This window comes from Kandleria vitulina DSM 20405 (assembly GCF_000702065.1).
GTDB lineage: Bacteria > Bacillota_I > Bacilli_A > Erysipelotrichales > Coprobacillaceae > Kandleria > Kandleria vitulina.
The window spans coordinates 13,210-37,489 of sequence record NZ_JNKN01000021.1; the positions used below are offsets into that span (position 1 = coordinate 13,210).

18 protein-coding genes and 1 pseudogene are annotated in these 24,280 nt (G+C 37.7%); all 19 read left to right on the top strand.

Features of this window, described 5'->3' with window-relative positions; translation table 11 throughout:
• The first annotated feature begins 7 nt into the window (after nt 1–7).
• The 19 genes and pseudogenes from ilvN (at nt 8) to T513_RS0106180 (ending at nt 23,927) form a co-directional block, all read left to right on the top strand.
• A complete protein-coding gene (gene ilvN, locus T513_RS0106090) occupies nt 8–547 on the top strand; it encodes an acetolactate synthase small subunit (RefSeq protein WP_029070184.1) in 540 nt (179 codons plus the stop codon).
• Nucleotides 540–1,555: pseudogene (gene ilvC / locus T513_RS11450) on the top strand (ketol-acid reductoisomerase). The gene ilvN and the pseudogene ilvC overlap by 8 nt, the downstream one beginning before the upstream one ends.
• 100 nt (nt 1,556–1,655) lie before the next feature.
• Entirely contained in the window at nt 1,656–2,933 is a 1,278-nt protein-coding gene (gene leuC / locus T513_RS0106100) for a 3-isopropylmalate dehydratase large subunit (RefSeq protein WP_031589402.1), read from the top strand.
• The gene (leuD, locus tag T513_RS0106105) at nt 2,926–3,429 is read left to right on the top strand and encodes a 3-isopropylmalate dehydratase small subunit (protein ID WP_029070187.1); all 504 of its coding nucleotides are present in this window, start codon (nt 2,926–2,928) and stop codon (nt 3,427–3,429) included. The genes leuC and leuD overlap by 8 nt, the downstream gene beginning before the upstream one ends.
• Nucleotides 3,422–4,504, top strand: coding sequence for a 3-isopropylmalate dehydrogenase (gene leuB / locus T513_RS0106110; RefSeq protein WP_029072367.1), 1,083 nt, complete (start codon nt 3,422–3,424; stop codon nt 4,502–4,504). The genes leuD and leuB overlap by 8 nt, the downstream gene beginning before the upstream one ends.
• Before the next feature lie 14 nt (nt 4,505–4,518).
• Nucleotides 4,519–6,189, top strand: coding sequence for a dihydroxy-acid dehydratase (gene ilvD, locus T513_RS0106115; RefSeq protein WP_029070189.1), 1,671 nt, complete (start codon nt 4,519–4,521; stop codon nt 6,187–6,189).
• Between the two features lie 12 nt (nt 6,190–6,201).
• Entirely contained in the window at nt 6,202–7,887 is a 1,686-nt protein-coding gene (ilvB, locus tag T513_RS0106120; protein WP_029070190.1) for a biosynthetic-type acetolactate synthase large subunit, read from the top strand.
• A 20-nt stretch (nt 7,888–7,907) separates the two neighbouring features.
• Nucleotides 7,908–8,753 carry a hypothetical protein gene (locus tag T513_RS0106125; RefSeq protein WP_031589403.1) on the top strand — a complete coding sequence of 282 codons (846 nt, stop codon included), beginning with the start codon at nt 7,908–7,910 and terminating at the stop codon, nt 8,751–8,753.
• Nucleotides 8,754–8,809: 56 nt separating this feature from the next.
• The gene (locus T513_RS0106130; protein ID WP_031589404.1) at nt 8,810–9,703 is read left to right on the top strand and encodes a DUF7916 family protein; all 894 of its coding nucleotides are present in this window, start codon (nt 8,810–8,812) and stop codon (nt 9,701–9,703) included.
• Nucleotides 9,704–9,832: 129 nt separating this feature from the next.
• On the top strand, nt 9,833–11,020 hold the full coding sequence (locus tag T513_RS0106135; protein ID WP_029070193.1) for a phosphoglycerate kinase: 1,188 nt from the start codon (nt 9,833–9,835) through the stop codon (nt 11,018–11,020).
• Nucleotides 11,021–11,043: 23 nt separating this feature from the next.
• The gene (gene tpiA, locus T513_RS0106140; RefSeq protein WP_029070194.1) at nt 11,044–11,787 is read left to right on the top strand and encodes a triose-phosphate isomerase; all 744 of its coding nucleotides are present in this window, start codon (nt 11,044–11,046) and stop codon (nt 11,785–11,787) included.
• A gap of 378 nt (nt 11,788–12,165) precedes the next feature.
• A complete protein-coding gene (locus T513_RS0106145; RefSeq protein ID WP_029070195.1) occupies nt 12,166–13,152 on the top strand; it encodes a PTS sugar transporter subunit IIB in 987 nt (328 codons plus the stop codon).
• 16 nt (nt 13,153–13,168) lie between these two features.
• Nucleotides 13,169–13,990: a PTS mannose/fructose/sorbose transporter subunit IIC gene (locus tag T513_RS0106150; RefSeq protein WP_029072372.1), complete on the top strand. Its 822-nt coding sequence runs from the start codon at nt 13,169–13,171 to the stop codon at nt 13,988–13,990.
• A 21-nt stretch (nt 13,991–14,011) separates the two neighbouring features.
• Complete coding sequence (locus T513_RS0106155) at nt 14,012–14,926, top strand: PTS system mannose/fructose/sorbose family transporter subunit IID (RefSeq protein WP_031589405.1); 915 nt, start codon at nt 14,012–14,014, stop codon at nt 14,924–14,926.
• A 58-nt stretch (nt 14,927–14,984) separates the two neighbouring features.
• Nucleotides 14,985–15,365: a DUF956 family protein gene (locus T513_RS0106160; protein ID WP_029070198.1), complete on the top strand. Its 381-nt coding sequence runs from the start codon at nt 14,985–14,987 to the stop codon at nt 15,363–15,365.
• A 96-nt stretch (nt 15,366–15,461) separates the two neighbouring features.
• Nucleotides 15,462–18,626, top strand: coding sequence for an ATP-binding cassette domain-containing protein (locus T513_RS0106165; protein WP_031589406.1), 3,165 nt, complete (start codon nt 15,462–15,464; stop codon nt 18,624–18,626).
• A gap of 334 nt (nt 18,627–18,960) precedes the next feature.
• Nucleotides 18,961–21,681 carry a bifunctional acetaldehyde-CoA/alcohol dehydrogenase gene (gene adhE, locus T513_RS0106170; protein ID WP_031589408.1) on the top strand — a complete coding sequence of 907 codons (2,721 nt, stop codon included), beginning with the start codon at nt 18,961–18,963 and terminating at the stop codon, nt 21,679–21,681.
• Nucleotides 21,682–21,835: 154 nt separating this feature from the next.
• Nucleotides 21,836–23,218: a L,D-transpeptidase family protein gene (locus tag T513_RS0106175; protein ID WP_051654410.1), complete on the top strand. Its 1,383-nt coding sequence runs from the start codon at nt 21,836–21,838 to the stop codon at nt 23,216–23,218.
• A gap of 43 nt (nt 23,219–23,261) precedes the next feature.
• Nucleotides 23,262–23,927 carry a hydrolase gene (locus tag T513_RS0106180; protein ID WP_031589411.1) on the top strand — a complete coding sequence of 222 codons (666 nt, stop codon included), beginning with the start codon at nt 23,262–23,264 and terminating at the stop codon, nt 23,925–23,927.
• The last annotated feature ends 353 nt before the right edge of the window (nt 23,928–24,280 follow it).

Consider the following 24,280-nt stretch of genomic DNA (forward strand, 5'->3'; position numbering starts at 1 on the left):
AAAATATATGGAAAGAATGATTCTTTCGATTCTGGTGGAAAACACGCCAGGGGTTCTCAATCGTGTAGCTGGTCTATTCTCACGAAGAGGATACAATATCGATTCGCTGACAGTTGGGGAAACAAATAATCCCAACATCTCACGAATGACTGTTGCGGCAAGAGGAATGCCTGATACGCTCATTCAGATTGAAAAACAAGTAAAGAAAATTGAAGATGTTCTTGATGTCTTTGTTCTTGATGATAACAGTTCCGTTTATCGTGAACTTGTGATGATCAAGGTGAAAGCATCAGCGGCAGAGAGACAGGACATTGTCTCAATTGTCGACATCTTTAGATGTAATATAGTTGATGTGGCTCCAGATTCACTAATCATAGAAGCAACGGGGACACAGTCCAAGATTGATGGTCTATTGGCCATGTTAGATAGCTTCAAAGTCCTGGAGATCGTTCGTACTGGGGTAGCTGGTATGGCACGTGGTCTCAGTGATTTTGATATAAAAAAGATGAAAAGTAATAGAGAAACAGGGGGTATATCAAATGGCTAAAATCTATTATGAATCAGATTGTGATTTAAGTTTACTAGAAGGAAGAAAGGTAGCAATTATCGGTTATGGTTCTCAGGGACATGCACATGCATTAAACCTTAAAGAATCAGGTGTAGATGTTGTTGTTGGTTTATATGAAGGATCTCGTTCAGCTGCTAAGGCTGAAGCACAGGGTCTTAAAGTAATGACAACTGCTGAAGCTTCTAAATGGGCTGACATCATCATGGTACTTATTCCAGATGAATTACAGGCTAAAACATATAAAGAAGAAATCGCTCCATATTTAAATGAAGGCGATATGCTTATGTTTGCACATGGTTTCAATATCCACTTCAATCAGATCGTTCCACCTAAGAACGTAGATATCACTATGATCGCACCTAAGGCTCCAGGACACACTGTACGTTCTACATATGTAGATGGACAGGGTACACCTTGCTTAGTTGCAGTTGAACAGGATTACACAGGAAAAGCTCATGATTATGCATTAGCATATGGTGCTGCAATCGGTGGTGCAAGAGCTGGTCTATTGGATACTACATTCAGAACTGAAACTGAAACTGACTTATTCGTGAACAGGCTGTTCTTTGTGGTGGTGTCGTAGCATTAATGCAGGCTGGTTTCGAAGTACTTTGCGAAGCTGGTTATGATCCAAAGAATGCTTACTTTGAATGTGTACATGAAATGAAATTAATCGTTGACTTAATCTATCAGTCAGGTTTCGCTGGTATGAGACAGTCAATCTCAAATACTGCAGAATATGGTGATTACATCACTGGTCCTAAGATCGTAACAGAAGATACTAAGGATGCAATGAGAAAAGTATTAAAAGATATCCAGGATGGTACTTTCGCAAAAGACTTCCTATTGGATATGTCAGCTGCAGGTGGACAGGCTCACTTCAAGGCTATGAGACAGTTAGCTGCTGAACATCAGTCAGAAAAAGTTGGTGCAGATATCCGTGCATTATACAGCTGGGCTGAAGATGATAAGCTATTAAACAACTAATCTTAGTACAACACACAAATTTTGTGTGTTGTCATAAGGAAACAAGATCTTGCTTCCTTATGACAACATATAAAGGGGGATAAAAGAGTATATGACTAAGATGACGATGACACAAAAAATCCTTTGTGATCACGCAGGGTTGGATCATGTGACTGCAGGACAGTTGATTGAGGCCAAGCTTGACCTCGTGATGGCAAATGATATTACAGGTCCGATGGCGTTGCCTATTATCGAAAAGATGGGTGGGCACGTTTTTGATAAAGACAAAGTTGTCTTTGTGCCGGATCATTTTACGCCAAATAAGGATATCAAATCAGCAGAAAATGCGAGAGATATTTTAAAATATGCGATTAAAGAAAATCTGACACATGTCATGGTGCAGGGAAAATGTGGTGTGGAACATGCCATCTTGCCTGAACGCGGACTTGTCTATGGTGGACAGTGCGTCATTGGGGCAGATTCTCATACCTGTACATATGGTGCTTTAGGAGCATTTTCAACAGGTGTTGGAACAACTGATATTGCTGCTGGAATGGTTTCTGGAACAGCATGGTTCAAGGTTCCAGAAGCAATTAAATTTAATTTGACAGGAAAGCTTCCTCAATTTGTCAGCGGGAAGGATGTCATCCTTCATATTATCGGTATGATCGGTGTTGATGGAGCTTTATATAAATCAATGGAATTTGTAGGAGAAGGCGTCAAAGAATTAAGCATGGATGATCGTTTTACTATCTGCAATATGGCCATTGAAGCAGGTGCTAAGAACGGGATCTTCCCAGTTGATGACTTAGCGAGAGAGTATATGAAAAATGCAGGGGTAGAAGACTGGAAAGAATATACTGCTGATGAAGATGCTGTCTATGAAAGAGTCATTGACATTGATTTAAGTTCAATTAGACCTACAGTCGCATTCCCACATCTTCCAGGAAATGCACATACAATTGATGAAGTAGATCAGGAAGAAAAGATCATGATTGATCAGGTTGTTATTGGTTCATGTACAAATGGACGAATGAGCGACTTAAGAAAAGCAGCTGCTGTTCTTAAAGGACATACAGTTGCTGATAATGTGCGTGTTATGGTTGTACCAGCTACACAGAAAATCTTCATGGAATGTGTTCATGAGGGATTGGTAGATATTTTTGTAGAAGCAGGATGCGCCTTCAATACACCATCATGTGGACCATGTATGGGTGGACATATGGGTGTACTTGCAAAAGGTGAAAAATGTGTCTCTACGACAAATAGAAACTTTGTCGGACGTATGGGAGATACTGAAGCATTGATTTACCTTGCTTCACCAGAAGTGGCAGCAGCTAGTGCTATTGCTGGCTATATTGCCAACCCAGAAAAAGTAGGAGGTATGAGTCATGAATAATGCACATGGAACAGTCTTTAAATATGGAGATAATGTCGATACAGATGTTATCATTCCAGCAAGATATTTAAACTCTTTTGATGCAAAAGAACTTGCATCACATGCGATGGTTGATATTGATCCTACATTTACTAAGCGTGTAAAAGAAGGCGACATCATCGTTGCACGTAAAAACTTTGGTTGCGGAAGCTCACGTGAACATGCTCCTCTTGCCTTAAAGAGCGCTGGAGTCGCATGCGTTATCGCCGATTCATTTGCGAGAATTTTCTATCGTAATGCGATCAATATTGGCTTTGCAATCATGGAATGTCCAGAAGCTGCCGCTGCCATCAATGATGGTGATGAAGTTAAGGTGGACTATACAACAGGTACTATTACCGATGTAACAACTGGACAGACATTCCAGGCACAGCCTTTCCCTGAATTTATGCAGAAGATTATTAATGTAGGTGGGTTAGTGAACTACGTTAATGGAAAGAAGAGTGTCAATGAATAAACATATAACAGTGATTAAGGGTGATGGCATTGGACCAGAAGTGGTCAATGCTGCCATCACAGTCTTAAAAGGTATTGAGAAGAAATATAATCATCATTTTACTTATACAGATATCCTTATGGGTGGATGTGCAATTGATGCCTACGGTGTGCCTTTAAGAGATGAGGATGTTGCTTTTGCTAAAACAACAGATGCAATTCTTTTAGGATCAATTGGTGGCAATACCAATACTTCACCTTGGTATAAGCTTCCTTCTGATAAAAGACCAGAAGCTGGTCTTTTGAAGATCAGAAAGGAACTTGGTCTATTTGCGAACTTAAGACCTGCTGTGCTTTACCCGGAACTTCGCTATGCTTGTCCTTTGAAGGAATCCATTAGTGAAAAGGGATTTGATATGGTCATCGTTAGAGAATTAACTGGTGGTCTTTATTTTGGTGAACGTGATACAAAGGTAATCAATGGGGAAAAAGTTGCTCATGATAATCTTGTCTACACTGAAACTGAAATCAGAAGAATTGTTAAGCGTGCTTTTGAAATTGCCTTGAAGAGAAGAAAGAAAGTCACTTCTGTAGATAAGGCCAATGTATTGGATTCTTCTCGTTTATGGAGAAGCATCGTCAATGAAGAAGCGGCTAATTATCCTGAAGTAGAAGTAGAACATATGCTAGTAGATAATGCTGCTATGCAGCTTGTCAAAGATCCAGCACAGTTTGATGTTATTCTAACTGAAAATATGTTTGGAGATATTTTAAGTGATGAAGCAAGTCAGGTTACTGGCTCAATTGGAATGCTTTCATCAGCATCACTTAGAGATGATGCATTTGGTATGTATGAACCAAGTGGTGGTTCTGCACCAGATATTGCCGGAAAAAATATTGCAAATCCAATTGCAACAATTCTTTCAGCCGCAATGATGCTTAGATATTCATTTGATTTAGATGAAGAAGCTGTCGCTATTGAAAATGCGGTAAAGAAAGTTATAGAAGAAGGATATCGTACTTTTGATATCTATAAAGAAGGAGATAAGAAAGTTTCTACTTCCGAAATGGGAGAACTTATTGTCTCAAGATTATAAGGAGGAAACATGACATGAGAAGTGATAATGTGAAAAAAGGTGTTGAAAGAGCACCTCATAGATCATTATTTAATGCACTAGGGTTCACTGAAGAAGAATTAGATCGTCCTCTAATCGGGGTTGTGAGCTCATATAATGAAATTGTACCAGGACATATGAATCTTGATAAGATTTCAGAAGCGGTCAAGAAAGGTGTCTATATGGCTGGTGGTGTCCCAGTGGAAGTGCCTGCAATTGCGGTATGTGATGGGATTGCGATGAACCATACTGGTATGAAATATTCTTTAGTTACAAGAGAATTGGTCGCAGATTCTACTGAATGTCTTGCAACAGCACATCAGTTCGATGGTTTGGTCATGATTCCTAACTGTGACAAGAATGTTCCAGGATTATTGATGGCAGCTGCACGTATCAATATTCCTACAATCTTTGTTTCTGGTGGACCAATGCTTGCAGGTGGAGAATTAAGAGGAAAGAAGACTTGTCTTTCATCATTATTTGAAGCTGTAGGTCAGTTCAATGCTGGTAACATGGAAGCAAGTGAACTTGAAGAATTTGAAAAGAAAGCCTGTCCAACATGCGGATCATGTTCAGGTATGTATACAGCCAACTCAATGAACTCATTGACTGAAGCATTGGGTATGGGTCTAAAAGGAAATGGTACAATTCCTGCTGTTTATTCAGCTCGTATCAGATTAGCTAAACATGCAGGTATGAAGATCATGGAACTTGTAGAAAAAGATATCAAGCCACGTGATATCATGACAGAAGATGCATTTAGAAATGCGATGACTGTTGATATGGCTTTAGGATGTTCTACAAACTCTATGCTTCATCTTCCAGCTATCGCTCATGAAGCTGGCGTTAAGCTTAATTTGGATATCGCTAATGAGATTTCTAAGGTTACACCAAACCTTTGTCATTTAGCACCAGCTGGTGATACTTTCATGGAAGACTTGGATAATGCCGGTGGTGTTTATGCGGTCATGAATGAATTGGATCAGTTGGGTATCTTAAAGACTGATGGTATTACATGTACTGGTAAGACTATCGCTGAAAATATTAAAGGATGCGTCAATAAGAATCCAGAAATTATCCGTCCAGTTGATAATCCATATATGAAGACTGGTGGAATTGCGGTATTAAGAGGAAATCTTGCCCCTGATAGCTGTGTTGTAAAAGCATCAGCTGTTGCTCCTGAAATGATGACACATTCAGGACCAGCTCGTGTATTTGATTGTGAAGATGATGCTATTGCTGCCATCAGAGCAGGAAAAATTGTTGCGGGTGATGTTGTTGTCATCAGATATGAAGGTCCAAAAGGTGGACCTGGTATGAGAGAAATGCTTTCACCTACTAGTGAAATCGCTGGTATGGGTCTTGATAAAGATGTTGCTCTTATCACAGATGGTCGTTTCTCTGGTGCAACAAGAGGTGCATCAATCGGACATGTTTCACCTGAAGCAGCTGTTGGTGGACCAATCGCTTTAGTAGAAGAAGGAGATATCATTGATATCGATATTCCTAATAATAAGATCAATGTAAACGTCGATGATGAAACATTGGCTAAACGTAAAGAAAAATGGCAGCCTAGAGTTCCTAAGATCAATACTGGCTACCTAAAGAAATATGCGGCTATGGTTACGAGTGCCAATACTGGAGCCGTACTTAAAGTAGATAAATAAGGAGGGCCTCTCATGAAACTAAAAGGATCAGACATTGTTGTTGAATGCTTGCTTGAGCAAGGCGTAGAAACTGTCTTTGGATATCCTGGCGGAACAATTCTTGAAGTTTATGATAGTTTATATAAATATCAGGATCGTATCAATCATGTACTGACTTCTCATGAACAAGGAGCAGCTCATGCCGCTGATGGATATGCCAGAGCTACTGGTAAAGTCGGTGTCTGTATGGCAACATCAGGACCCGGTGCTACCAACCTTGTTACTGGAATTGCCACAGCGTATATGGATTCTATTCCGCTTGTTGCAATTACAGCTAATGTTCCTGCAACAGCATTAGGAAAAGACTCATTCCAGGAAATTGATATTAAAGGGGTAACTATCCCAATTACAAAACATAACTTTATTGTAAAGAAAGTAGAAGACTTGGCACCAACAATCAGAAAAGCATTCAAGATTGCAGCTAAAGGTCGTCCAGGACCTGTTCTTGTGGATATTACTAAGAACGCTACTATTTCTGAGTGTGAATATGAATTTGTTAAGGCTGAAAAAGAAGTTGATAATAAGAAAGTTAATTCTTATCAGCAAGGTGAAATTGAAAAAGCCATCAAGATGATTGAAGAATCAAAGAAACCATTCGTCTTTGTTGGTGGTGGAGCCATCGCTTCTGATGCGAGTGAAGCATTAAAAGAATTTGTAGAAAAAATTGATGCACCAGTTACTGATTCATTAATGGGTAAAGGGGCATTTGATGGCTTAAATCCAAGATATACAGGAATGCTTGGTATGCATGGTACTAAAACAAGCAACCTTGGCGTTTCTAAATGTGATTTGCTAATTACAATTGGGGCAAGATTTAGTGACCGTGTTATCGGGAATGCAAAGAAGTTTGCCTTGAATGCAAAACGTATTCACATTGATATCGATGAAGCTGAAATCAATAAGAACATCAAGGTTGATCTTGGCATCGTCGGTGATGCGAAAGCTATTCTTGAATCATTGAATCTATTCTTGAAGCAGCAGAATCATCCAACTTGGATGAAAGAAATCAGGGAACTTAAAGATCGTTTCCCATTAAAATACGATTTAGATCGTTTGACTGGTCCTTATATTATTGAACAGTTAGACCTTCTTACTGATAGTGAAGCTATCATCACTACTGATGTAGGACAGCATCAGATGTGGGCAGCACAGTACTATCATTTCCGTCATCCAAGACAGCTCTTGACATCCGGTGGTCTAGGGACTATGGGCTATGGTCTAGGGGCTTGCATTGGTGCTAAATATGGATTACCATATAAACATGTTATTAACATCGCAGGTGACGGATGTTTCCGTATGAACATGAATGAACTTGCCACAGCATCAAGATACAATGTGCCAATTATTCAGGTTGTCTTCAATAACCACGTATTAGGTATGGTAAGACAGTGGCAGACATTGTTCTATGATAAGCACTATAGTGCTACAGTTCTTCATGATAAAGTTGACTTTGTCAAGACTGCAGAAGGTCTTGGAGTCAAGGCTGTCAGAGTTACGACTAAAGAAGAAGCAACTGCCGCAATCAAGGAAGCATTAAATTATGATGGACCATTCCTTATTGAAGCAATTATCGATGATGATGATAAAGTCTTCCCAATGGTTGCACCTGGTGCACCAATTGAAAGCGTCTTTGATGCTGATGATGTTAAAAACAAATAACATCCTATAAGGAGGAAGTCATGAAAACATTTATTAAATTCATTGATGGTGTACTGATTGCCTTGCTTGCTTTTACTGTATGTTTATCTTTTGTTTGTAAAGAAACAATCATGCAGAAAGAGTATGTTAAGAAGCAATTGGCATCTAGTGAGATATATACTTCTTTAACTAAAGAAATCAAGGAAAGCATTCTTTCTGATTATCGCAATAGTTCAGTGTACAATGAAGTTTTATCAGCGTATCTTGAACCACTTTTAGATGAAGCTGTTAAAAAGAAAACAGTACAGAAAGAAGTTGAAGCGATGGTAGATGATCTTTACGCTGGTAAAGAGATGAGTGTCAAGGGAACTTATTTTACTGAAGACTATAATGATTCTATCAATTCTTATCTTAAGAAGAATAATCTTAATGTCATCAATGCTGACATGCTTTCGCCTTTTATATCAAAAGCTGTACAGGTTGCTATCAGTCATGTAGATATGACTAAATATACAAACCGTATTGCTCAGCAGTTTAAGATCATTAAAGATCATATTCAGATTATCTTTATGGCCTCAAGTGTCAGTCTTGCAGTATTGATCATTCTTTCAATGATCATTGTGAAAAGAAAGATTCGTTTCTTTGGCTGGACAATGCTACTGACTTCACTCTTGCATCTGCTTTCGCCAATGCTTATGAGTGCTTATATGTCCTATGCTCATCTTTCATTCAATAAAGAATATCTTACTGATTTCTTTATGTTGATGAAAAGCAAGGTCACTCAGCCAGTCATGATTGCTGGGGTTGTCTATGTGATCTTAGGATTTACATTTATCTATTTGAGCAGAAAGAATAAGGAACCTGAAACAGAAGTAAACAATTTCTGAAAATAAAATATGTTAAAAAACCTCTTGTGCTACGATGAGTACAGGAGGTTTTTATTATGAAAAGATTACTAAATTGTACAGGAAAAGAAATGCTGTCTTATAATGGTAAAGAATTAAAACAGGCAATCAAGGCCAGTGAAGGGCGTACGATTGTGAGTGAGACAGTTATCAGTATTCGTCCGTTGCTAGATGATATTTCAAATCCAGAATTGGCTGCGAGCTTTGGCAGTGATCTCATCTTATTGAATACATTTGATGTCCTTCATCCTCATATTGAAGGAATTAATTCTCCTTCACCAGTAGAAACATTAAAGAAGTTAATTGCTAGACCGGTAGGATGTAATCTTGAACCAGTGGATGAAAACATTGCGATGATGGAAGAAAGATTAGCTATTCCTGAAGGAAGACAGGCAAGTGAGAAGACGTTTAAGCGCGCTAATGAATTAGGACTGCAGTTTATATGTTTAACTGGCAATCCTGGAACGGGGGTAAGCAATGCGTCAATATGTTTGGCAATCAAAAAGGCAAAAGAACATTTTGATGGATTGATCATTGCTGGAAAGATGCATAGTGCTGGTGTAGATGAAGAGTTGGTCGATCTAGAGGCAATTGCTTCATTTATTGAAGCGGGTGCAGACATTATTTTATTGCCAGCAGTTAACACTGTCCCAGGTCTTGATGAAAAGAGTGTCAGTGAAGCATGCAAATTTATTCATAACCACAATGCATTAGCATTGACCGCTATTGGGACAAGTCAGGAAGGGGCTGATGAGCATACCATTCGTGAGATTGCGTTAGCTAATAAAAGATGTGGAGCTGATCTTCAGCACATCGGAGATGCGGGATGGTGTGGTATTGCTTTACCTGAAAATATTATGAGTTTATCTATTGCGATAAGAGGAAAAAGATGGACTTATCATCGTATGGCTTCTTCTATTAATAGGGATTAGAATTTAGCTCTAATGACGGAATAAATTAGAAAAATAAAAGAGCAAGCGTTTTCATAAATTTAATCATCTTTAATTTAATTGAAAACGCTTATTCTAGGTGATATAATGGCACCATGGAGGTCAAGAATAATGGATAAAAAAACAATTAGAGATATTGATGTCGCTGGCAAGACTGTCCTTGTACGTGTAGACTTCAATGTTCCAATGAAAGACGAAGGAAAGGTTATTACTGATGACAACAGAATTGTTGCCGCTTTACCAACAATCAACTATTTATTAGAACATAATCCTAAAGCTGTAGTATTATTCTCACATTTAGGAAAGATCAAGACAGAAGAAGACAAAGCTAAAAACAATATGGCTGTTGTCGCTCCTAGATTAGCTGAATTATTAGGTAGAGATGTTAAATTTGTTGACGCAACTCGTGGACCTAAATTAGAAGAAGCAGTTAAGAATGCTGAAAATGGACAGGTTATCTTAGTTCAGAACACTCGTTATGAACCAGGTGAAACTAAAAATGATCCTGAATTAGGTAAATACTGGGCATCACTTGGTGATGTATTCGTAGAAGATGCATTCGGTTCTGTACATAGAGCTCATGCTTCTACTGTAGGTATTCCTACTAACTTAAAACCTGCTGTAGCTGGTTTCTTACTAGAAAAAGAAATCGCTTATATCGGAAAAGCAGTTTCTAACCCTGATAGACCATTAGTAGCTATCTTAGGTGGATCTAAAGTATCTTCAAAAATCGGTGTTATTGAAAACTTATTAGGTATTGCTGATAAGATCATCATCGGTGGTGGTATGATGTTCACATTTGCTGCTGCAAAAGGTCATAAGATCGGTTCTTCATTAGTTGAAGAAGATAAGATTGAATTAGCTAAGAAATACATCGAAAAAGGTGGAGACAAACTTGTATTACCAGTAGATTCAGTTGTAAATACTGCATTTGCTAACGAAGGTGATATCAAAGTTGTTGGTGAAGATGTACCAGATGGATATATGGGATTAGATATTGGTCCTAAATCTGTTGAAAACATCAAGAAAGCACTTGAAGGTGCTAAGACAGTTATCTGGAATGGCCCAATGGGTGTATTCGAAATGTCTAACTTCGCTAATGGTACAATCGAAGTATGTAAAGCATTAGCTGCATTAGATGGTGCTAACACTATCATCGGTGGTGGAGATAGTGCTGCTGCTGTTAAACAGTTAGGATTCGCAGATCAGGTATCTCATATTTCTACAGGTGGAGGAGCTTCACTTGAATATATGGAAGGTAAAGTATTACCAGGTATCGCTGCTGTAGATGACAAATAATAATATCAAGGAGATAGAGAGAAATGGCTAGAAAACCAATTATCGTTGGAAACTGGAAAATGAATAAAACAATTGCAGAAACTAAAGAATTCGTTGCTGCAGTTGATCCAAAAGTCACTGATAAAGCTGACTGGGGTATTGCAACTCCATATTTAGACTTACAGGCTGCTAAAGCTGCTAAAAACTTAATCGTTGCTGCTGAAGATATGCACTTCAAAGATAGCGGTGCTTACACTGGTGCTGTATCTGCAGCTATGTTAAAAGAAATCAATGTTGAATGGACTATCTTAGGTCATTCTGAAAGAAGACAGTATTTCGGTGAAACTGATGAAACTGTTAACTTAAAGATGATCCAGGCTATCAACAATGGTATCAACCCAATCGTTTGTGTTGGTGAATCACTAGAACAGTATGAAGCAAATGAAACTAAAGATGTTGTTAAAACTCAGGTTGTTGCTGCATACAAAGATATCGCTAAAGAAGATGTTGAAAAGACAGTTATCGCTTACGAACCAATCTGGGCTATCGGTACTGGTAAAACAGCTACTAACGAAATCGCTCAGGACGTTTGTGGATACATCAGAACAGTTGTAGCTGATTTATATGATCAGGAAACAGCTGATAAAGTAAGAATCCAGTACGGTGGATCTGTTAAACCTGCAGGTTTAGCTGCATTATTAGAACAGCCAGACATCGATGGTGCTCTAGTTGGTGGAGCTTCATTACAGGTTGAATCTTACATCGCAATGATCGAAGCTTTAAACTAATATAATGTGAAGATGGATGAGAGATCATCCATCTTTTTTTATGATAAATCTAAGTAATAAATTAACAAGAGTGTGTATTTATTTAGTTATAAAGTACGTAGATATACTGTTTGATAACGCATACATTAATAAAAAATGTAAACGTACACATTTTAAATAAACTTGTATTTATCGATAGTTTTTAAAACCGATTGTCAAGGGATTTTCAGTGTGTGAAAAATTCTTTTAGAAAACGCTTGCAAAAAGTGACAAATGTCATTAAAATGTAGACGTAGTAAAGAGCGAATGAAAACATTTACATTTCAGTGTTTTCACTTAATAGACTATTTGATGGGGATGTCTATTACAAACGCTCTTGTAGAAAGGGGAGTATGAGAAATGGTAGGAATTATCATAGCGAGTCATGGTAAGATGTGCGAAGGTATCTTCCAGTCAGGTTCTATGATTTTTGGTGATCAGCCTCAGGTTGCTGTTTGCTCACTTATGCCTAGCGAAGGTCCAGATGACTTAAGAGCTAAGGTTGAAGAAGCAATCGCATCTTTTGATGATCAAGAAGAAATCCTATTCCTAGTTGATTTATTTGGTGGTACACCTTATAACCAGATCAATGGTTTAATGAAGGGTCACGAAGATAAATGGGCTATGGTTTGTGGATTGAACTTAGGTATGCTTGTAGAAGCATATGGCTGCAGATTAGGTATGGACAAAGCACATGATATCGCAGCTCACATCGTTGGTACAGGTAGAGACGGTGTCAAAGTATTACCTGAATCATTAGATACAGCTAAAGAAGAAGCTGCTCCAGCAGCATCTAATGAACCAACTGGTGCAATTCCAGAAGGAACTGTACTTGGTGATGGACATATTAAATATGTTCTTGCAAGAATTGACACAAGATTATTACATGGTCAGGTTGCTACTGCTTGGACTAAAGCAACTCAGCCAACAAGAATTATCGCTGTTTCTGATAATGTAGCTAAAGATGCATTAAGAAAACAGATGATCGAACAGGCTGCGCCTCCTGGGGTTAAAGCCAATGTCGTTCCAATTGATAAAATGTGTAAAGTTGACAAAGACCCACGCTTTGGTTCAACTAAAGCATTATTGTTATTCGAAACACCTCAAGATGCTTTAAAAGCAATCGAAGGTGGTGTTCAGATCAAAGAATTGAACTTAGGTTCAATGGCTCATTCTGAAGGTAAGGTCGTTTGTACAAAAGCAGTTGCTATGGGTCCAGATGACGTTAAGACATTCGAAAAATTACGCGAATTGGGCGTTAAGATTGTAGTTCGTAAAGTTCCAGCTGATGCTGAAGAAAACTTTGATGCAATCATGAAAAAAGCGAAAGCAGAATTAGGTTTATAATCAGGAGGAAAAAATAATGTCAGGTATTTCAATTATACTGGTTATTGTTGTAGCATTCTTCGCTGGTATGGAAGGTATTCTTGATGAATTCCAGTTCCATCAGCCACTAGTTGCATGTACATTAATCGGGTTAGTTACTGGTCATTTAACTGAAGGAATCATGCTTGGCGGTTCTTTACAGATGATGGCTTTAGGTTGGGCAAACGTTGGTGCTGCCGTTGCACCAGATGCTGCATTAGCATCAGTTGCTTCAGCTATTATCATGGTATTAGCTTTACAGGGTGGAGCTAGCAATGCAAAAGCAGCAATCGATACTTCTATCGCTGTTGCCGTTCCACTTTCAGTTGCAGGTTTATTCTTAACAATGATCTGCCGTACTATCGCAATTCCAATGGTACATTTCATGGATGCTGCTGCTGAAAAGGGCAACATCAGAGGTGTAGAATTATGGCACATTTTAGCAATCTGCTTACAGGGTGTACGTATTGCCGTACCAGCTGCTGCACTTTGCTTCGTTAAACCAGAAGTTGTAACTGGAGCATTAAACTTAATGCCTTCTTGGTTACAGGGTGGTATGGCTGTCGGTGGTGGAATGGTTGCCGCTGTAGGTTATGCAATGGTTATTAACATGATGGCTACTAAAGAAGTTTGGCCATTCTTCGTACTTGGTTTCGTATTAGCATGTATCGATTCTAGCCAGTTAACATTAATTGGTTTAGGTGCAATCGGTGTTGCTTTAGCATTAATCTACTTAGGATTAAAAGAATCAGCTGGATCTAATGGTGGATCTAACGGTGGTTCTGGAGATCCTTTAGGTGATATTCTTAACGACTATTAATACTTGAAGGGAGATACGAAAATGGCAGACGTAAAATTAACTAAACAAGATCGTTTTTCTGTAGCATGGCGTCATCAGTTCCTTCAGGGGTCATGGAACTATGAACGTATGCAGAATGGTGGTTGGTGTTATGCAATTATCCCAGCTATCAAGAGATTATATCCAAACAAAGAAGACCAGAAGGCAGCTTTAAAGCGTCATTTGGAATTCTATAATACACATCCTTATGTATCAGCTCCAGTTATGGGTGTTACATTAGCATTGGAAGAAGAAAGAGCTAATGGTGCTCCTGTAGATGATACAACTATCCAGGGTGTTAAAGTAGGTATGATGGGTCCTCTAGCAGGTGTCGGAGATCCAGTATTCTGGTTCACAGCTAGACCTATCTTAGGTGCCTTAGGTGCATCTATGGCGATGTCAGGATCAATCGCTGGTCCTATCATCTTCTTCGTAGTATGGAACTTAATGCGTTTCGCATTCTTATACTACACTCAGGAATTTGGTTACAAAGTTGGTACTGAAATCACTAAAGACTTATCTGGTGGATTACTTGGTAAAGTTACTCAGGGTGCTTCTATCTTGGGTATGTTCATCATCGGTTCATTAGTACAGAGATGGGTATCAATCAGCTTCACTCCAGTTGTTTCAACTGTAAAACAGCAGGCTGGTGCTTATATCGACTGGGCTAAATTACCAGCTGGTACTAAAGGTATCCAGGAAGCATTAATTCAGTACAATGCTTTAGGTGGAAATGGTTTATCTCAGGATAAAGTAACTACTTTACAGCAGAACTTAAACCAGTTAATTCCTGGTTTAGCTGCAGTATTATTAACTTTATTATGCTGTAGACTATTAAAGAAGAATGTTTCTCCAATCGTTATCATCATCGCATTATTCGTTGTTGGTGTTATTGGACGTTTCTTCGGATTCATGTAATCAGTGTTAGACTCGGGTCTTCCGAGTCTAACTTTATTTAGGAAGGATGATTGAATATATGGCACAATCAATGAATACAAAGGTAGATTATTCTGTAGCAGCTTCTTCATTTTTAGGTTTATCAAGTCAAGGTAAAGTTATGGTTGGAGATGTAGCTTTTGAATATTACAATGACAGAAATGTCGAAGATTATATACAGATTCCATGGGAAGAAGTGGATTATATCCAGGCATCCGTTCTTTTTGGAAAGTGGATCAACAGATTTGCGATCTATACAAAGAAAAATGGACATTTCACTTTTTCTGCAAAGGACAATAAGCAGCTTCTACGTGAAGTGAGAAAATATGTTCCACAGGAGAAGATGTATCGATCTTTAACATTTTTCCAGGTCATCACCCGTGGTGTCAAAGGAATTGTGAGAAGAATTTTAAGAAAATAATCTTTCCTTATGAAAAGCAATACGTAAAAGTATTGCTTTTTTAACATTGAGTTTACATTTTTCCTGTATACTGATCTTTGGGAGGATTATTGACGAATGCTACAAATTAAGAACATATCTAAGATTTATCATCTCGATTCTTATGAACAAAAAGCACTTGATGATGTCAGTGTCAATTTTAGAGACAATGAGTTCGTAGCTATTCTTGGCCCTTCGGGGAGCGGGAAAACTACGTTACTTAATATTATTGGGGGATTGGATCATTATGATGAAGGTGATCTGATCATCAATCATGTTTCTACGAAAGACTATAAAGATAAAGACTGGGATGCTTATCGCAATAGCAGTATCGGTTTTATCTTTCAGGCGTATAATCTTATAGCGCACCAAAGTGTTCTAGCTAATGTAGAAATGGCTATGACGCTTACTGGTGTATCTAGAAAAGAAAGAAGAGAAAGAGCTCTTGAAGCACTAGAGAAGGTAGGACTTTCTGAACATGTGCATAAAAAGCCAAATCAGCTATCAGGAGGACAGATGCAGCGTGTCGCTATTGCAAGAGCGCTTGTAAACAATCCACCGATTATCTTGGCTGATGAGCCTACTGGGGCATTGGACAGCGCTACAAGTGTGCAGGTCATGGATCTATTGAAAGAAGTGGCGCAGGATCGTCTTGTCATTATGGTTACACATAATCCCGAATTGGCAGAGGAGTATGCAACACGTATTGTCAATCTTTCTGATGGAAAGATTACCGATGATTCTCATCCATTTTTAGATACGCAAGATGAAAGCAATACGACGCGTTTTAAGCATACGAAACTTTCTTTTTTAAGTGCGCTTTCTTTATCGTTAGCGAATCTTTTGACTAAGAAGGGAAGAACAGCTTTAACAAGTTTTGCTGGATCTATTGGGATTATCGGTATCGCATTGATATTGGCATTAAGTCATGGAGTCAATCAATATATCGCTGATCAGGAAAATGATATGCTAGGAAGCTATCCGATTGAGCTAGAAAAGCAGGCTATTGATTTATCTACAATGGTTAATCATACCCAAAAGGAGAAAAGTGTACACGATCAGGCAAAGATCTATTCAAGAAACCTTGTCGCTGATACCGTGGAAACATCTCAGAATATGATTAAGCAGAATGACTTAGCTAAGTTTAAGAGTTATCTTGAAAAAAATAAAAACAATCTACAATCTTCAGTGTCAGCTATTGAATACAGCTATAACATGAACCCTCAGGTCTATCGTTTAGATAAAGACAAGGTAGTAAAAGTCTCTCCAGCTACATTGATTTCTTCTGGCTCATCCGATAGTTCAGGGATACAGCTTAGCTTAGGGTCTAATATGAGCATGGGTGGTCTATCTTCTACTTGGACACAGATGGTTTCTGATAAGAAATTACGTAATGATCAGTATGAGCTTATTAAAGGGAAATGGCCTTCTTCTTATAATGAAGTGGCTTTGATCATGAGTGAAAACAATGAAATTTCAGATTATTCACTCTATACTTTAGGACTCATGGACTATGATCATATGCAAAAGCTAATCAAGCAGGTTGAAGATGGCAAGGAAGTAAACGATGAACAGAAGTCCTTTACCTACGATAGTGTCTTAGGTAAAGAATACAAGGTTTTTGCCCCTTCGCAGATGTATGAGAAGACTGATAAGGCCTATGTGGATAAGTCTAGTGACAACGACTATGTAAAAAAGAATTTATCTAAAGGGTTAAATGTGAAGATCGTTGCGGTACTCCGTTCCAATGATAAATCATCAATTAAGAGTGGAATTGGTTATGATGCGTCGCTTTCTAATTATCTATTGAAGCTTACTGCTGATTCTGGAGTAGTGAAGCAGCAGCTTAATAATCCTAAGATTAATGTTTTAACAGGAAAGAAGTTTGGTGAAAAGAGTTCTACAAATAAGAATCCGTTCTACCAGATTAATCCTACTGGATCAAATGTCTCACGTATGTTAAGATTTCCTATCTTAAAAGAAACAGAAATGCCTAAGAGCTATACTGTGACGTTTAAGAACTATAATGGAGATGTCATTCATAGTGAACAGATCAATGAAGGTGAAACGCTTAATGCGTTGAGCTTTGAAACACCAAAAAGAGAATCTACTAAAGAGAAGGACTATGTCTTTGTAGGATGGATGGGTCCTAATGGTTTTCTTACAAGCAGACAGATTACCAATGTGCAGGTTACTAATGATGTCACTTACACCGCAACATTTGTAGAGTATACAAAAGATGCTAAGATTGAAGATTATCTTCCTGAAGGAATGACACAATCACAGCTTAATAATGCGATTGAAGATTATATTAAAAAACAGGCAACTGTGAATCCTCAGGCTAATGTTAACGAGAAAGAACTTCAAAAATATATTTCCTCATATCTAAAAACGGATGTAGGCCAAAAGATGGTACGTGACTACATGAAGAAGTATGCACAAAGCTATATGAAAACATATCAGAAACAGATGGCTTCAAAGATGAAGAGCCAGATGTCTTCTTATATGAAAAAGTATATGCAAAATTACATGAAGAAATATATGAGTAAACTAAAAGGTTCAATGAATATGAATCTTTCTAAAGATCAGCTTCAGGTATTATTGGCTCAGATGTCTGATACGACACCTACAAGTTATGATGAAATGCTGTCAAAGCTTTCTTATTATACTGAAGGACAGCCTTCAAAGATTTCCATCTATCCTAATAGTTTTGATGGAAAGGAGAAGGTTGATAAGTTTATCAACAGTTATAATAAGCAAGTAAGCGATGATAAAGAGAAAGTCACTTATACTGATCTCATTGGCGTAGTAACAAAGAACATTACGTCAATTGTAGATACAATCAGTTATGTGCTTATTGCCTTTGTGGCTATTTCACTTGTGGTATCTTCTATCATGATTGCGATTATCACATATATTTCTGTATTGGAACGTACGAAAGAGATCGGTATTTTAAGAGCGCTGGGTGCTTCTAAGAATGGTATTTCTAAGATATTCAATGCAGAGACATTTATTGAAGGACTGCTTTCAGGGGTATTTGGGATCATTGTGACATTGTTGCTATGTATTCCAATTAATGCCATTGTGAAGTCGCTTGTCGATGTTGATCAAGTGGCAAGATTGCCGCTTGAATATGGCGTGATTCTGATTTTAATCAGCGTATTCTTGACTTTAGTGGCAGGGTTCTTCCCATCAAGAATTGCAGCTAAAAAAGATCCAGTTACTTCGTTAAGAAGTGAGTAGAGAAGAGACGATTTTCGTCTCTTTTTTAGTAAAATGACATATATTTTGATCGTTAAAAGTTAGGCAAAAAAAGAAATTGTTGGCTCATAATGGTCAAATTTCGCTAAAATGTAAGCGTTTGACAGTGTGCTGGTGATGATGATATAATCTATTAATATGAATATGATAACGCATTCATTTTGGAAAAATAGAAACTGGTAACGTTTACAAGAAACTAAAAACCTAATTCGTGCATTTTTTCACAAATAAATCTTGTGTTTTATATATTCATAGTGTACTATGACGATAGACAAAATAAAAAAAGAGTATTTTGTAAATAGATGGAGGACATATTATGGCTGAAAAGAAAGTAACAAAAGATGTCAAAGAATGGCAGACTGCAGAGCAAGTTGATGCTGCAATTGACGAAATGGTCAAGAAAGCACAGGCTGCTCTTAAAAAGTTTGAACAGCTAGATCAGGAAGCTGTAGACTACATCGTCGCAAAGATGTCAGTTGCAGGACTTGATCATCATGGATCATTAGCCGAAATGGCAGTTAATGAAACAGGGCGTGGGGTATTTGAAGATAAGGCTGTTAAGAACTTATTTGCTTGTGAGTATGTAACAAACAATATGAGACATACTAAAACAGTTGGGATCATCAATGAAGATCCATTAACTGGTATTACTGAAATTGCTGAACCAGTAGGTGTTGTAGCAGGGATTGTTCCTGTAACTAACCCAACTTCAACAGCTATCTTTAAATCATTGATTTCTATGAAAACTAGAAACCCAATCATTTTCTCATTCCATCCAGGTGCACATGATTGTTCAATTGCAGCTGCGAAGGTAATGTATGATGCTGCCGTTGCAGCCGGCGCACCAGAAGGATGTATCCAGTGGTTACCAATGTCATTAAAGAACGTAGAAGATGGTTCTTTATTGATGCATGCTACTAATGCATTAATGAATCACCCAGGTGTTGCTACTATTTTAGCAACTGGTGGTAATGCAATGGTTAAGGCTGCTTATTCTTGTGGTAAGCCTGCTTTAGGTGTAGGTGCTGGTAACGTTCCTGCATATGTAGAAAAGACTGCTAAGATTCCAATGGCAGCTAATGATGTTTATTTATCAAAGACATTTGATAATGGTATGATCTGTGCTTCTGAACAGAACGTTATCGTAGATAAAGAAATCTATGATGAATTCAAGAAAGAATTAGGTCGTTTCCATGTTTATTACGCTAACGCTGAAGAAAAGAAGAAACTTGAAAAATTCATGTTTGGATTTGAAGCTTACAGCGAAGGTGTAGAAAACGCTAAATTAAATGGTAAAGTTGCTGGTAAAAATGCAACTTGGATCGCTGAACAGGCAGGATTTAAAGTACCTGATGATGTACAGATGATCGTAGTAGAATGTAAAGAAATTGGTCCTAATGAACCAATGACAAGAGAAAAATTATCTCCTGTATTAGCTATGGAAAAAGCTAACTCAACTGATGAAGGTATCGCTTTAGCAGAAGCTTCAGTAGAATTCAACGGGTTAGGTCATTCTGCAGCTATTCATACTACTAATCATGATATCACTGTAGAATTTGGTAAGCGTGTAAAAGCTATCCGTGTTATTGAAAATGCACCTTCTACATTTGGTGGAATTGGTTCAGTTTACAATGCATTCTTACCTTCATTAACATTAGGATGCGGTTCTTACGGACACAACTCTGTATCTAACAACGTAAGTACAGCTGATTTATTAAATATTAAGAGAATAGGGAGACGTAACAATAATATGCAATGGGTTAAACTTCCTCCAAAGGTATACTTTGAACGTAATTCAATTAAGTATCTAAGAGATATGAGAGATATGGAAAAGGTTATGATCGTTACTGATAGAGGTATGTATAACCTTGGATATGTTGCTAAGATTGAAGATGTAATCAGAAGAAGACGTAATAAAGTTGATATTGAATTATTCTTCGACGTACAGTCTGACCCTACTTTAGAAGTTGTACAATCTGGTGTAGAATTAATGAGAAGCTTTGAACCAGACACAATCATCGCTCTTGGTGGTGGTAGTGCAATGGATGCTGCTAAGGTTATGTGGTTAATGTACGAACATCCAGAAGTTAACTTCGATGATATTAAACAGAAGTTCATGGATATCCGTAAACGTGCAATCAAGTTCCCTGAATTAGGTAAGAAAGCTAAGTTAGTAGCTATCCCAACAACTTCAGGTACTGGTGCAGAAGTTACACCTTTCGCTATCATTACTGATACAAGAAACAATGTAAAATATGCATTAACTGATTACTCATTAACTCCAACAGTAGCTATCGTGGATCCAGAATTCACATTGACTGTTCCAGCAACAATCACTGCTGATACTGGTATTGACGTATTAACTCATGCAATGGAAGCTTATGTATCAATCTTAGCTTCTGACTTCACTGATGGTTGGGCTAAACAGGCTGTTAAGCTTGTCTTTGAAAACCTCGAAAAATCAGTAATTGAAGGAGATGTAGATGCAAGAATCAAGATGCATAACGCAGCTACAATCGCTGGTATGGCATTTGCCAATGCATTCTTAGGTGTTAACCACTCAATGGCTCATAAGATCGGTGGAGAATGGCATATTCCTCACGGTAGAGCAAATGGTATCTTATTACCACATGTCATCAGATACAATGGTACAGTACCAACTAAGTTAAATGTATGGCCAAAGATTGAAAACTATAAAGCTGATAAGAAATATAGAGAATTAGCAGAATTAATCGGACTTCATCCAAAGACTGATGCTGAAGGTGTAGAAATGTTTGCACAGGCAGTAGAACAGTTATGGGTAAAAGTTGGTGGAGCTACAAACGTTGCTTCTCAGGGTATCGAAAAAGATGCTTGGATGGAATCAGTACACAGAATGGCAATGAATGCTTACGAAGATCAGTGTACTCCAGCTAACCCAAGAATGCCTATCGTAAAAGATATGGAAGAAATCTTTACTAGAATCTATGATTACCAGACTCCATATGGTGATTTATACCCACAGTTCGCTAAAGAAAGAGATGCTAGAAAGAAATAATTAAAAAGAGGCCTCGGCCTCTTTTTTTGTTTAGTATCAATTTGTAGTCAAAAATTATATAATTAGTAAATAAACTTCAATATAAAGTGTTTTTTTTTATAAATATTGATATAATATCCAAGTGAAAATAGAATTTTAGGGGGATTAAGAGAGAATGACTTTTTTAAAGAAGAGAAAGCTACCTATCTTAGTGTTTTTGGGGATTATTATATGTTTAGCTGCAAGCTATTTTGCATATCGCCATATTCATGCTAATACTTTTTATGGTAAAACAATCATCAATGGGGTGGATGTGAGTTCACAGACTGTAAAACAGGCTCAGAGTGCCTTGGAAGCTGAAACCACAAATGGTGTCTTTACAATCTTAAAGGGGAATGAGAAAGTATTGACACTTCATTTAAGTGATGATGCAGAAACTAAGCTTGATGCAGAAGATGAATTAAAGAGCATCAAGAAAAAACAAGATACACAAAATGTATTTACTTTATTATTTAAAAAGAAAGTCTACGGTTTAGAATCTGTTTCTTATAACCATAAGAAAATTGCGAAGTTGTTAGCGGGTCAGTCTTGGGTTAAAGATCAAAGCAATCCAACCAGGGATGCATATGTGACTTATGATCAAGAGAAAAAAGCTGTCACTATCGTTAAAGAGTACTATGGTACAAACTATAATCCGCAAGATTTAACTACAAAGATCATTGAAGCAATGAGAGCAGGGAAAACAAGTATTAACTTAACTGATAAAAAATACTATGTTCAGCCTACAATCAAGTCTAATAATCAGGAATTAGTGAAGAAGAAAGACGCTTTAGGAAATGCGGTTGGTGCTACAATCACTTTATCTTCACAAGGTAAACAGGCGGTAGTAGATGCACCAGTATACTTTAATTGGATGAAATATGAAAATGGAGAAGTTTCTCTATATAAAAAACGTGTAAAGAAGTATGTAGAAAGTTTAAAGAAAACATTTAATACATACGGTAAACCTATTTCCTTTACGCTTCCTAATGGTAAAACAATAAAGGCGAGCGGAGGAACATATGGTGCTATTGTCAATGTCGATAAAGAAGTAAAAGCTTTATCAAAAGATATTCTTGAAAAGAAGGTTGTTACTCGTGCTATCAATGCTAAACATTATGGCAATGATACATTAGGCAAGACTTTTATCCTAGTAAGTCTTGCTAATCAGCGTGTTACTGCCTACAAGAATGGAAAGAAGATTTTAACAAGCAGTGTTGTAACAGGAAATACAAGCTTAGGAAGAGGTACAACAGCTGGAGCTTATTATATTTTCTACAAGTCAGCACCTGCAGTGCTTAGAGGATTTGAAAATGGTAAGCAGACATATGAAAGTCATGTCGATTTCTGGATGCCATTCCATAATGGACAAGGATTACATAATGCGCCATGGAGAGGTGCGTTTGGTGGTACAATCTATCGCTATAATGGTTCTCATGGTTGTGTCAATATGACTTACAGTGCTGCACAGACGATCTATAAAAACTTTAAAGTTGGAACACCGGTCATCGTTATTTAAAGGAGCTATGCTCCTTTTCTTTATAGAATAAAAAGGAGGAAACATGGAAAAACAACCACCACATGTCACAAGCAAGCTTCGTCATAACATCTTAGAAATGCCCTCAGTTATACATGAAGCAACTGGTATTCGCGTCTATGGACGATTAATCAAGTCATTAGTTTTTACAACAGATTTAGCAATCATTCGTAACTGTGATGCTGATGCAGTATTCGCAGTATATCCCTTTACGCCCCAGCAAGCCATCTCTAATGCTATTATCAATGCATCCTATATCCCGGTCTTTTGTGGAGTAGGTGGCGGTACAACTAATGGATTACGTACTGTTGGACTTGCCAAGGATGTTGAAAGCCAAGGTGCGATGGGAGTGATCTTGAATGCCCCCATTACTAATCGCAATCTTTTGGCTGTTTCTCGTTCAGTTGATATTCCTATTATTATTACTGTTGTCAATAAGAAAGTTGACATTAATAGAAGATTAAAAGCAGGTGCTTCTATCATCAATGTTGCAGCAGGAGAAGATACGCCAGAAGTCGTACAATGGATTCGCAAGTCTTATCCTGATATTCCTATTATCGCTAGTGGCGGTAATACGGAAGAGAAGATCAAGAAGACTATTGATGCAGGTGCCAATGCGATCACATTTACACCACCTTTTACTTCTGAATTATTTAAGACTATGATGGAAGGCTATCGTCAAAAAAAATAAAGTACGGATTCTATCCGTACTTTTGCATTATGTCATAGAAAAGAGTATGCTTATTATTATGGGTAGAGTCAAAAGTTTATGAAAAACTTGATGAATGACAGATTTCAGGGCTTGATGAACGATGCGATATCATTCATGTAGTATTAAAATTGAATATTTTGAATTTTTCTAAACCGAATGATTATGAAGGTAATAAAAAAACACCTAAAAAAGGCGCAATGAGGGTATCGTCTCCTGGAGCACTGCTTGGAGAAATGATTAATTGTCTGCTGGATGGTACTTATGTGATATCTCAATAAGCTTGAGCCACTGATCAGGCATTAGCATATTATTATCAAACAAGCCAGATACAG

What these genes read in the sequence shown, in the direction of transcription:
- ilvN (WP_029070184.1), top strand. Translation starts at nt 8, where the DNA reads ATGGAAAGAATGATTCTTTCGATTCTGGTGGAAAACACGCCAGGGGTT.
- leuC (WP_031589402.1), top strand. Translation starts at nt 1,656, where the DNA reads ATGACGATGACACAAAAAATCCTTTGTGATCACGCAGGGTTGGATCAT.
- leuD (WP_029070187.1), top strand. Translation starts at nt 2,926, where the DNA reads ATGAATAATGCACATGGAACAGTCTTTAAATATGGAGATAATGTCGAT.
- leuB (WP_029072367.1), top strand. Translation starts at nt 3,422, where the DNA reads ATGAATAAACATATAACAGTGATTAAGGGTGATGGCATTGGACCAGAA.
- ilvD (WP_029070189.1), top strand. Translation starts at nt 4,519, where the DNA reads ATGAGAAGTGATAATGTGAAAAAAGGTGTTGAAAGAGCACCTCATAGA.
- ilvB (WP_029070190.1), top strand. Translation starts at nt 6,202, where the DNA reads ATGAAACTAAAAGGATCAGACATTGTTGTTGAATGCTTGCTTGAGCAA.
- T513_RS0106125 (WP_031589403.1), top strand. Translation starts at nt 7,908, where the DNA reads ATGAAAACATTTATTAAATTCATTGATGGTGTACTGATTGCCTTGCTT.
- T513_RS0106130 (WP_031589404.1), top strand. Translation starts at nt 8,810, where the DNA reads ATGAAAAGATTACTAAATTGTACAGGAAAAGAAATGCTGTCTTATAAT.
- T513_RS0106135 (WP_029070193.1), top strand. Translation starts at nt 9,833, where the DNA reads ATGGATAAAAAAACAATTAGAGATATTGATGTCGCTGGCAAGACTGTC.
- tpiA (WP_029070194.1), top strand. Translation starts at nt 11,044, where the DNA reads ATGGCTAGAAAACCAATTATCGTTGGAAACTGGAAAATGAATAAAACA.
- T513_RS0106145 (WP_029070195.1), top strand. Translation starts at nt 12,166, where the DNA reads ATGGTAGGAATTATCATAGCGAGTCATGGTAAGATGTGCGAAGGTATC.
- T513_RS0106150 (WP_029072372.1), top strand. Translation starts at nt 13,169, where the DNA reads ATGTCAGGTATTTCAATTATACTGGTTATTGTTGTAGCATTCTTCGCT.
- T513_RS0106155 (WP_031589405.1), top strand. Translation starts at nt 14,012, where the DNA reads ATGGCAGACGTAAAATTAACTAAACAAGATCGTTTTTCTGTAGCATGG.
- T513_RS0106160 (WP_029070198.1), top strand. Translation starts at nt 14,985, where the DNA reads ATGGCACAATCAATGAATACAAAGGTAGATTATTCTGTAGCAGCTTCT.
- T513_RS0106165 (WP_031589406.1), top strand. Translation starts at nt 15,462, where the DNA reads ATGCTACAAATTAAGAACATATCTAAGATTTATCATCTCGATTCTTAT.
- adhE (WP_031589408.1), top strand. Translation starts at nt 18,961, where the DNA reads ATGGCTGAAAAGAAAGTAACAAAAGATGTCAAAGAATGGCAGACTGCA.
- T513_RS0106175 (WP_051654410.1), top strand. Translation starts at nt 21,836, where the DNA reads ATGACTTTTTTAAAGAAGAGAAAGCTACCTATCTTAGTGTTTTTGGGG.
- T513_RS0106180 (WP_031589411.1), top strand. Translation starts at nt 23,262, where the DNA reads ATGGAAAAACAACCACCACATGTCACAAGCAAGCTTCGTCATAACATC.